Here is a 9,615-nt window from a genome sequence, read left to right as displayed (position 1 = left end):
AAGGGACCGGTGGATCAGGGCTCAGTCGGCGCGCCGGTCCATCAGCAGGCAGGTCAACCGCGCGGTGCAGACCCGCCTCGACCTCGAGTCCTCGACCACGATCTCGTAGACCGCGGTCGTGCCCCCGAGGTGCAGGGCCGTCGCGGTACCGGTGACGACGCCGGCCGTGGCCGCGCGGTGGTGGCTCGCACCGACCTCCACGCCGACGGCGCGCCGGCCCGGTCCCGCGTGGAGCATCGCGCCGTAGGACCCGAGCGTCTCCGCGAGGACGACCGAGGCGCCCCCGTGGAGCAGGCCGTACGGCTGGGTGTTGCCGCTGACGGGCATGGTCCCGACGACCCGGGCCGGGCCCGCCTCCAGGACCTGGATCCCCATCCGTTCCATGAGCGTGCCCGCGAGCGAGGCGCGCACCTCGGCGAGGGCGTCCTGGCCGGACGCGCGGTCGGGGTGCTCGGCGGCGACGTCCTGCGGCTCGGGGAGAGCGGCGCCGGCCGCTGGCGTGTCGGTCATGCCCGCTAGGTTGGCACCCGTGACTGACCAGGCGCGAACCCGGCCCCTCCTGCTGCTCGTGGACGGCCACTCGATGGCCTACCGCGCGTTCTTCGCGCTGCCGGCGGAGAACTTCTCCACGAAGACGGGTCAGACGACCAACGCGGTCTACGGGTTCACGTCCATGCTCGCGAACCTCCTGCGGGACGAGCAGCCGACGCACGTCGCGGTCGCCTTCGACGCGGGACGGGTCACCTTCCGGACCGAGGAGTACCCGGCGTACAAGGGCACGCGCGACGCGACGCCCGCCGAGTTCAGCGGCCAGGTGCCGCTCATCCGCGAGATCCTCGACTCCCTCAACGTCACGACGTTGCAGAAGGAGGGCTTCGAGGCCGACGACATCATCGCCACGCTCGCCACCCAGGCCCAGGCCGCCGGCATGGACGTGCTGGTCTGCACCGGCGACCGGGACGCCCTGCAGCTCGTGGCGGCGGACGTCACGGTGCTCTACCCGCGCAAGGGCGTCTCGGACCTGGTGCGGTTCACCCCGGAGAGCGTCGAGGAGAAGTACGGCGTCCCGCCCGCGGCCTACCCGGACCTGGCGGCGCTCGTCGGCGAGAGCAGCGACAACCTGCCCGGTGTCCCCGGCGTCGGACCGAAGACGGCCGCGAAGTGGATCACCACGTACGGCGGGCTCGACGGCGTCCTGGCCGCGGCCGCCACGATCACCGGCAAGGCCGGCGAGAGCCTGCGGGCGTGCGCCGACCAGGTGCGGGTGAACCGACGGCTCAACGGCGCGGTCCGTGACGTGGAGCTCCCGGTGGGCGTCGGCGACGTCGAGGTCCGCCCGTGGGACCGTGAGGCGATGCACCGGGTCTTCGACGCCCTGGAGTTCCGGACGCTGCGGGAGCGGCTGTTCGCCATGGTCCCCGAGGACGCGGTCGAGGCCGAGGGCTTCCGGCTCGACGTGGTCGTGCCCGCGGCGGGTGGGCTGGGCCCGTGGCTCGACGCCCGGCGCGGACGGCGTCTCGCGGTGGAGGTGGCCGGGACGTCCGCACCCACGCGGGGGGACGCCTGGGCGCTCGCCCTCGCCGACGGCGCCGACCACGCGGTCGTGGTGGACCTCGCCGAGCTCGGCCCCGAGGACGAGGTGGCCCTCGCGCGGTGGCTCGCGGACGCGGCCGAGCCCAAGGCCGTCCACGGTGCGAAGGACGCGTGGCACGCCCTCGCGGGCCGTGGCCTGCCGGTCGCCGGAGTCGCCGTCGACACCCTCCTGGCCTCCTACCTGTGCCACCCCGACCAACGGTCGTACGACCTGGCGGACCTGTCGATCCGGCACCTGCACCGGGAGCTGCGCAGCGAGGAGGAGGCCGACGGCGCCCAGGGCTCGCTCGACCTGTCGGTCGACGGCGAGGTGCCGCACGAGTCGACGGCCCTGCGTGCCGCGGCGGTCGCCGAGCTGGCCGAGGTGCTCGCGGGCGAGCTCGAGGACCGGGGGGCGCGCAGCCTGCTGGCCGACGTCGAGCTGCCGCTGGTCGACGTGCTCGCGCGCATGGAGAGCGCCGGCATCGGCGCCGACCGGGAGTACCTCGACGGGCTCGAGCGCGAGTTCGCGGACGCCGTCGCGGACGCCGCCGCGGAGGCGTACGCGGTCATCGGTCGGGAGGTGAACCTCGGGTCGCCGAAGCAGCTCCAGGAGGTCCTCTTCGACCAGCTCGCGATGCCGAGGACGAAGAAGATCAAGACGGGTTACACGACCGACGCGGCCTCGCTCACCGACCTCTTCGAGCGCACGCAGCACCCCTTCCTCGCCCACCTGCTGGCCCACCGGGACGCCTCGCGCCTGCGTCAGACGGTCGAGGGCCTGGTCCGGTCCATCGGTGACGACGGGCGCATCCACACGACCTTCCAGCAGACGATCGCGGCGACGGGTCGGCTGTCGTCGACCGACCCCAACCTCCAGAACATCCCGATCCGCACGGAGGCCGGCCGGCAGATCCGCCGGGCCTTCGTCGTGGGCGCCGGCTACGAGACGCTGCTGACCGCCGACTACAGCCAGATCGAGATGCGGATCATGGCCCACCTGTCGGGCGACGAGGGGCTCATCGCCGCCTTCCGGTCGGGGGAGGACCTGCACAACTTCGTCGGCTCCCGCGTGTTCGGCGTCCCGACCGACGAGGTCACGCCGGCGATGCGGTCCAAGATCAAGGCCATGTCGTACGGCCTGGCGTACGGCCTGTCCGCCTTCGGCCTGTCCAAGCAGCTGTCGGTGCCCGTCTCCGAGGCGTCCGGGCTCATGGAGGACTACTTCGCCCGCTTCGGCGGGGTGCGGGAGTACCTCTCGGGCGTCGTCGACGAGGCGCGGCGCAGCGGGTACACGGCGACGATCCTGGGGCGCCGTCGCTACCTGCCGGACCTCACCAGCGACAACCGCCAGCGCCGGGAGATGGCGGAGCGCATGGCGCTGAACGCTCCCATCCAGGGCAGCGCGGCGGACATCATCAAGGTCGCGATGCTCGGGGTCGACGAGCAGCTCCGCGCGGACGGCCTGCGCTCGCGCCTGCTGCTGCAGGTGCACGACGAGCTGGTCCTGGAGGTCGCGCCGGGGGAGCGCGAGGCGGTCGAGGCACTGGTCCGCGACCAGATGGGCCGCGCGGTCGAGATGTCCGTCCCGCTCGACGTCTCGGTCGGCGTGGGACGGAGCTGGCACGAGGCCGGGCACTGAGCAGCACGCTCGCCCGGGGCGCCGTCCAGGAGGTCAGGCGCGGTCCTTCTCCGTGACGACGATCGCGGTGCCGGGGATCCGGGCGCCGCGCTCCGGGCTCCAGCCTCCCCACGTGTGCGGGTTCTCCGCCGGCCACTCCGGCTCCACGAGGTCGACCACGCGCAGACCCGCCGCGACGACGTCGCGGACGTGGTCGCCCAGGGTGCGGTGGTACTCGGCGTAGGCGACCGTCCCGTCGTCGTCGACCTCCACGTAGGGGGTGCGGTCGAAGTACGACCGGGTCACCGTCAGGCCCCGGGCCCCGGGGTCGTCCGGGAAGGCCCAGCGGACAGGGTGCGTGACGGCGAACACCCAGCGACCGCCCGGGCGCAGGACCCGCGCGACCTCGCGGTGCACGGCTTCGGCGTCCGGCACGAAGGGGATCGCGCCGTACGCGGTGAAGACGACGTCGAACGCCGCGGCCGGCAGGGGCAGCCGCCGGGCGTCCGCCTGGAGCAGTGGCGTGACGGTCCCGGCGGCCCCGTCCAGACGGCGTGCCGCGGCGAGCATGCCCGCGGACACGTCGCTCGCGACCGCCTCGACGCCGCGGCGGCGCAGCCAGCGCGTGCACTGCGCCGCACCCGCTCCCACCTCCAGCACGCGACGCCCCCGCACCTCTCCGAGGAGCCCCGCGTCGTCCTCGCGCAGGCCCTCCGGGCACCAGCGGAAGTCCGCGACGCCGAGCGCCTCCCCGTGCTCGTCGAGGTACTCGGCGGCGTGCGCGTCCCACCAGCGCCGCGCCGCCGTGCCGTCGTCGTCGTCGGCCGGGCGGTAGCCCGCGAACCCGCGCCCCGCTGAAGCCATGGGGGTAGTCTTCCCGAGTTCCGCCGTGCGCCGCCCGCAACAAGGTGATCACATGGCGTGTCTAAGGTCGGTCTGGGTCACGATGTGGTGATCGCATGACCGACACAGGGGAGCTCCGGGGGCGCGTCGACGCGCGCTTGGAGCACAACACGAGGGGTGATGGTGTGAGCAAGGTCCTGAGAACCGTGGCAGCGGGGGCCGTGGCGGCCCTGGCGCTGGCCGGGTGCGCGGAGAGCGAGCGCGACCCGCAGTCCACCGACGAGGGGACGGAGGACACCGGGGGGCGTGACACCTTCATCTTCGCGGCGTCGTCCGACCCGGCGTCCCTGGACCCGGCGTTCGCCAACGACGGCGAGTCGTTCCGGGTGGCCCGACAGATCTTCGAGGGTCTGGTGGGCACGGAGCCCGGCACCGCGGACCCGGCGCCGCTGCTCGCCGAGTCCTGGGAGGTCAGCGAGGACGGCCTGACCTACGAGTTCGCGCTGAAGGAGGGCGTGACGTTCCACGACGGCACGCCCTTCGACGCCGAGGCCGTGTGCTTCAACTTCGAGCGCTGGAACAACTTCACCGGCGTGCTGCAGTCGGAGAGCCTGTCGTACTACTGGCAGAAGGTGAACGGCGGGTTCGCCTCCAGCGACGTCGAGTCGCTGGACGGCACCGGCAAGTACGAGAGCTGTGACGCGGTCGACGAGTCGACGGCCGTCATCAACCTCAAGAGCCCCCTGCCGGAGTTCATCTCCGCCCTGTCGCTGCCGTCCTTCTCCATGCAGTCGCCGACGGCGCTGCAGGAGTATGGCGCGGACGACGTCGGCGGCGACGAGTCCGCACCGGTGCTGCCCGCCTACGCGACGGAGCACCCCACCGGCACCGGTCCGTTCATGTTCGACTCCTGGACCCGCGGCCAGGAGGTGACCCTCACGGCGAACCCCGACTACTGGGGCGAGCAGGGCCAGGTGCAGCGCATCGTCTTCCCCGTCATCGGAGACCCCACGGCGCGCCGGCAGGCGCTCCAGGCGGGCGACATCGACGGCTTCGACCTCGTCGGGCCGGCGGACGTGGTCGCGCTCGAGGACGCGGGCTTCCAGATCGTCAACCGGGAGCCGTTCAACGTCCTGTACCTGGGCATGAACCAGGCCAACCCGGCGCTGCAGGACCTCCGGGTCCGGCAGGCGATCGCCCACGCGATCAACAAGGACGCGCTGGTCGCGCAGACGCTGCCGGAGGGCACCGAGGTGGCGACGAACTTCGTGCCGCCGTCGGTCGCCGGCTGGAGCGAGGACGTCACGACCTACGACTACGACCCCGAGCGGGCCCGCCAGCTGCTCGCCGAGGCGGGCGCGGAGGGCATGACGATCGACTTCAACTACCCGACGAACGTCTCCCGCCCGTACATGCCGACGCCGGAGCAGGTGTTCCAGTCGATCGCCGCGGACCTCGAGGAGGTCGGGATCACGATCAACCCGGTCCCGGAGCCGTGGTCCCCGGACTACCTCGACCGCATGCAGGGCACCCCGGACCACGGGCTGCACCTGCTCGGCTGGACCGGTGACTACAACGACACCTACAACTTCATCGGCGTCTTCTTCGGTTCGCCGTCGAACGAGTGGGGCTTCGACGACCCCGAGCTGTTCCAGATGATCGGTGACGCCCGCTACCAGACGAGCGTCGAGGACCAGACGGCCGCCTACGAGGCCGCCAACGAGGCGATCATGGAGCGTCTGCCCGGCGTGCCGCTCGCGCACCCCGTGCCGTCGCTCGCCTTCGCCCCGGGCGTGGGGAACTACCCCGCGTCCCCGGTCCAGGACGAGGTCTACAACGTCGTCACGCTCGACGACTGACGAACGGACGGCACCACCGGCATGGCCAGACTGGTCCTGCAGCGTCTCGCGCTGCTCATCCCGACGCTGCTCGGTCTGTCCGTCCTGCTGTTCCTGTGGGTGCGCGCTCTCCCGGGAGGGCCGGCAACGGCTCTCCTGGGGGAGCGCGCCACCCCGGAGGCGGTGGAGCGGATCAACCGCCTCTACGGCTTCGACCGCCCCCTGCTGGAGCAGTACGTGACCTGGTTGGGTCAGCTCCTCCAGGGCAACTTCGGGGTCTCGACCCGCACCGCGCGACCGGTGCTGGACGAGTTCCTCGCGCGCTTCCCCGCGACGATCGAGCTCACGGCCCTGGCACTGCTCATCGCCGTGGGTGTCGGCATCCCCCTCGGCTACGTCGCAGCCCGGTACCAGGGCCGGTTCCTGGACCACACCACCGTGGTCGTCTCCCTGCTCGGCGTGACGATCCCCGTCTTCTTCCTGGCGTTCCTGCTCAAGTGGCTGTTCGCCGTCCAGGCGGGCTGGTTCCCGTCCGCCGGACGCCAGTCGGCGGACATGGTCGCCACCCACCCGACCGGCTTCTACGTGCTGGACGGTCTGCTCACGCGGGAGTGGGACGCGTCCTGGGACGCGCTGACCCACCTCGTCCTCCCGGCCCTGGCCCTCGGGTCGATCCCGCTGGCGATCATCGCCCGGATCACGCGCGCCTCGGTGATCGAGGTGCAGAACGCCGACTACGTCCGCACCGCGCGCGCGAAGGGCCTCAGCGCCTCGCGCCTGCGCCGCCGCGTCGTCCTGCGCAACGCGATGCTCCCGGTCTCCACCACGATCGGCCTGCAGGTCGGTCTGCTGCTGTCCGGCGCGGTCCTCACCGAGACGGTGTTCGCGTTCAACGGCATCGGCAGCTTCCTCGCCAACGCCGTCTTCAACCTCGACTACGCCGTGCTGCAGGGGTTCATCCTCTTCATCGCGGTGGTCTACGCGCTGGTCAACCTGGCCGTGGACGTCTCCTACGGCCTCATCGACCCGAGGATGCGTGCCCGATGACGACGGACCCCGCCGCTCAGGCGGCCCTCCAGGACGACGTGCTCGGCACGTCGCGCAGCCACCAGGCCGACGACGGCCCGGGGGACGAGGGCGCCAGCATCTGGCGCGTCGCCGCCCGCCGGCTGCGCCGGAACCCCGGCGCGATCATCGGCGCCGTCATCGTGCTCGTCTTCGTCCTCGTCGCCGTCCTCGCCCCGGTGCTCGCGCCGTACGGGCCGCAGGCCCTGCCGGGGCGCTCGGAGATCCGCCCGACCTTCATCCCCGGCCCGTCGTCGGAGTACCTGCTCGGTCTTGACCGCTACGGCGGCGACCTGCTCTCCAAGCTCATCTGGGGCGCCCGGGCGTCCCTCGTCATCGGCGTCCTGTCGACACTGCTCGGCCTCGCCGGCGGCGCGCTGGTCGGTCTGCTCGCGGGCGCCTTCGGCGGGTGGGTGGACACGCTGACGATGCGCTTCGTCGACCTCATGCTGTCGGTGCCCTCGCTGCTGCTCGCGGTCTCGATCGCCGCCGTCATCGGGCAGTCCCCGGTCGCCGTCGTCGTCGCCATCGGGGTGGTCCAGGTGCCGATCTTCGCCCGCCTGCTGCGCGGCACGATGCTGGCCCAGCGGGGCCAGGACTACGTGCTCGCGGCGCGGTCGCTCGGCCTGTCCCGCCGCACCGTCACCATGAGCCACGTCCTGCCCAACAGCCTGGGACCGGTGATCGTCCAGGCGACCCTGATGCTCGCGACGGCGGTGATCGAGGCTGCCGCGCTGTCCTTCCTCGGCCTCGGTGGCGGCTCGCCGACGACGGCGGAGTGGGGTCGCATGCTGACCGCGGCGCAGAACGAGCTCGAGGTCGCACCGCGGCTGGCGCTCTGGCCGGGGGCGCTCATCGCGATCACGGCGCTCGGCTTCACGCTCTTCGGCGAGGCGCTGCGCGAGGCCCTGGACCCCAAGACGAGGACGAGGTGAGCGCCGTGGCCGCGGCCCCGCTGCTGAGCATCCGGGACCTCGAGGTCTCCTTCACGACCGACCACGGCACGACCACCGCCGTGCGCGGGGCGTCGTTCGACGTGCTGCCGGGCGAGACGGTCGCGGTCGTGGGCGAGTCGGGCTCGGGGAAGTCGACGACGGCGGCCGCCGTGCTGGGCCTGCTCGCGCAGAACGGCCGCATCACCGGCGGATCCGTCCTCTTCGACGGCAAGGACCTCGCCGAGCGGGGCGGAGCGGGCATCGCCCGCATGCGGGGCAAGGACATCGGGATGGTCCCGCAGGACCCCATGTCGAACCTGAACCCGGTCATGCGCGTCGGCGCGCAGATCGTCGAGGCGCTCGAGGACAACGGCGTCGCGCGGGGCGAGGAGGCGCGTCGGCGCGCGGTCGAGCTGCTCGAGGAGGCGGGACTGCCCGACGCCCGCCGGCGCGCCCAGCAGTACCCGCACGAGTTCTCCGGCGGCATGCGCCAGCGCGCGCTCATCGCGATGGGCCTGTCCTGCCGCCCGCGGCTCCTCATCGCCGACGAGCCGACGTCGGCCCTGGACGTCACGGTCCAGCGCACGATCCTCGACCGGCTGGAGGCGCTCACGCACGAGCTGGGCACGGCGGTCCTGCTCATCACCCACGACCTGGGGCTGGCGGCGGAGCGGGCGCAGCGCGTCGTCGTCATGTACCGGGGCGAGGTCGTCGAGGCGGGGCCGGCCGAGCAGCTGCTGCGCGACCCCCAGCACGAGTACACGCGTCGCCTCCTCGCCGCGGCGCCGTCGCTCGCGTCCCGCCGGATCCAGCTCGCCCGGACGACGGGGGCGGGGGTCGCGTACGGCGAGGACCTCCTGGCGCCGTCCGCCGACCGCGACGAGCCGCCGGCCGTCGCCGTGCAGGCGCCCCCGATCGTCGAGGTCCAGGACCTCACCAAGGTGTTCCGGCTCCGCGGCAAGGGGCTGCTCTCCCGCAGCACCGAGATCACCGCCGTGGACGGCGTCAGCTTCGCCATCCCGCGTGGCACGACGACGGCGATCGTGGGCGAGTCGGGTTCGGGCAAGTCCACGGTGGCGCGGATGGTCCTGGACCTCCTCGAGCCGACCTCGGGCACCGTGAGCGTCGACGGGGTGGGCACCGCCACCCGGGCCCGGGACCGTGCGGCCGAGGTCGCCTTCCGCCGCAAGGTTCAGCCCATCTTCCAGGACCCGTACTCGTCGCTGGACCCGCTGTACACGATCTACCGGACCGTCGAGGAGCCGCTGCGGGCCCACGGGGTCGGCACGGCGGCACAGCGGCGCAGCCGCGTGCTGGAGCTCATGGAGGCCGTGGCGCTGCCGGTGGCGCTCCTGCGCCGCTACCCGGCGGAGCTCTCCGGCGGTCAGCGGCAGCGGGTCGCCATCGCCCGTGCGGTCGCGCTGGAGCCGGAGCTCGTCGTCTGCGACGAGGCCGTCTCGGCCCTCGACGTCATCGTCCAGTCGCAGATCCTGCACCTGCTCGCCGACCTCCAGCACCGGCTCGGGCTCTCCTACCTCTTCATCAGCCACGACCTCGCCGTGGTGCGGCAGATCGCGGACCAGGTGTGCGTCATGGAGAAGGGACGGATCGTCGAGCAGGGGACGGTCGACGACGTCTTCGACCGCCCGCAGCAGGAGTACACGCGGGCCCTGCTCGACGCGATCCCCGGTCGTCGCCTGGACCTGGGGCCCCGCGCGGCCTGAGCCGGACCTCGACCCGG

7 protein-coding genes are annotated in these 9,615 nt (G+C 72.8%); 5 read left to right on the top strand and 2 right to left on the bottom strand.

Annotation, left to right across the window (positions count from 1 at the left end; translation table 11 throughout):
* Positions 1 to 21: 21 nt before the first annotated feature.
* Positions 22 to 384 (bottom strand): PaaI family thioesterase, encoded by a 363-nt coding sequence (locus tag N866_RS05740; RefSeq protein ID WP_052022441.1) that lies wholly within the window; start codon positions 382 to 384, stop codon positions 22 to 24.
* 124 nt (positions 385 to 508) lie between these two features.
* Here N866_RS05740 and polA point away from each other — a divergent pair, with 124 nt between their 5' ends.
* A complete protein-coding gene (polA, locus tag N866_RS05735; protein WP_034223919.1) occupies positions 509 to 3,214 on the top strand; it encodes a DNA polymerase I in 2,706 nt (901 codons plus the stop codon).
* A gap of 33 nt (positions 3,215 to 3,247) precedes the next feature.
* Here the strand turns inward: polA and N866_RS05730 are convergent, their stop codons facing one another.
* Positions 3,248 to 4,057: a class I SAM-dependent methyltransferase gene (locus N866_RS05730; RefSeq protein WP_034223891.1), complete on the bottom strand. Its 810-nt coding sequence runs from the start codon at positions 4,055 to 4,057 to the stop codon at positions 3,248 to 3,250.
* Positions 4,058 to 4,152: 95 nt separating this feature from the next.
* On the opposite strand from N866_RS05730, the gene N866_RS05725 reads away from it, so the two are divergent.
* The 4 genes from N866_RS05725 to N866_RS05710 are packed head-to-tail and all read left to right on the top strand — an operon-like array spanning position 4,153 to position 9,598.
* Positions 4,153 to 5,895, top strand: a complete 1,743-nt coding sequence (locus N866_RS05725) for an ABC transporter substrate-binding protein (RefSeq protein WP_081802368.1) — start codon at positions 4,153 to 4,155, stop codon at positions 5,893 to 5,895.
* A 21-nt stretch (positions 5,896 to 5,916) separates the two neighbouring features.
* Complete coding sequence (locus N866_RS05720; RefSeq protein WP_034223888.1) at positions 5,917 to 6,921, top strand: ABC transporter permease; 1,005 nt, start codon at positions 5,917 to 5,919, stop codon at positions 6,919 to 6,921.
* Positions 6,918 to 7,874: an ABC transporter permease gene (locus N866_RS05715; RefSeq protein WP_034223886.1), complete on the top strand. Its 957-nt coding sequence runs from the start codon at positions 6,918 to 6,920 to the stop codon at positions 7,872 to 7,874. The genes N866_RS05720 and N866_RS05715 overlap by 4 nt, the downstream gene beginning before the upstream one ends.
* Positions 7,871 to 9,598 carry a dipeptide ABC transporter ATP-binding protein gene (locus N866_RS05710; protein ID WP_034223885.1) on the top strand — a complete coding sequence of 576 codons (1,728 nt, stop codon included), beginning with the start codon at positions 7,871 to 7,873 and terminating at the stop codon, positions 9,596 to 9,598. The genes N866_RS05715 and N866_RS05710 overlap by 4 nt, the downstream gene beginning before the upstream one ends.
* Positions 9,599 to 9,615: the final 17 nt, after the last annotated feature.

It is taken from the genome of Actinotalea ferrariae CF5-4 (assembly GCF_000603945.1).
Classification (GTDB): Bacteria; Actinomycetota; Actinomycetes; order Actinomycetales; family Cellulomonadaceae; genus Actinotalea; species Actinotalea ferrariae.
The sequence above is the reverse complement of the archived record's forward strand: the minus strand, read 5'-3'. Positions and strand labels throughout refer to the sequence as shown.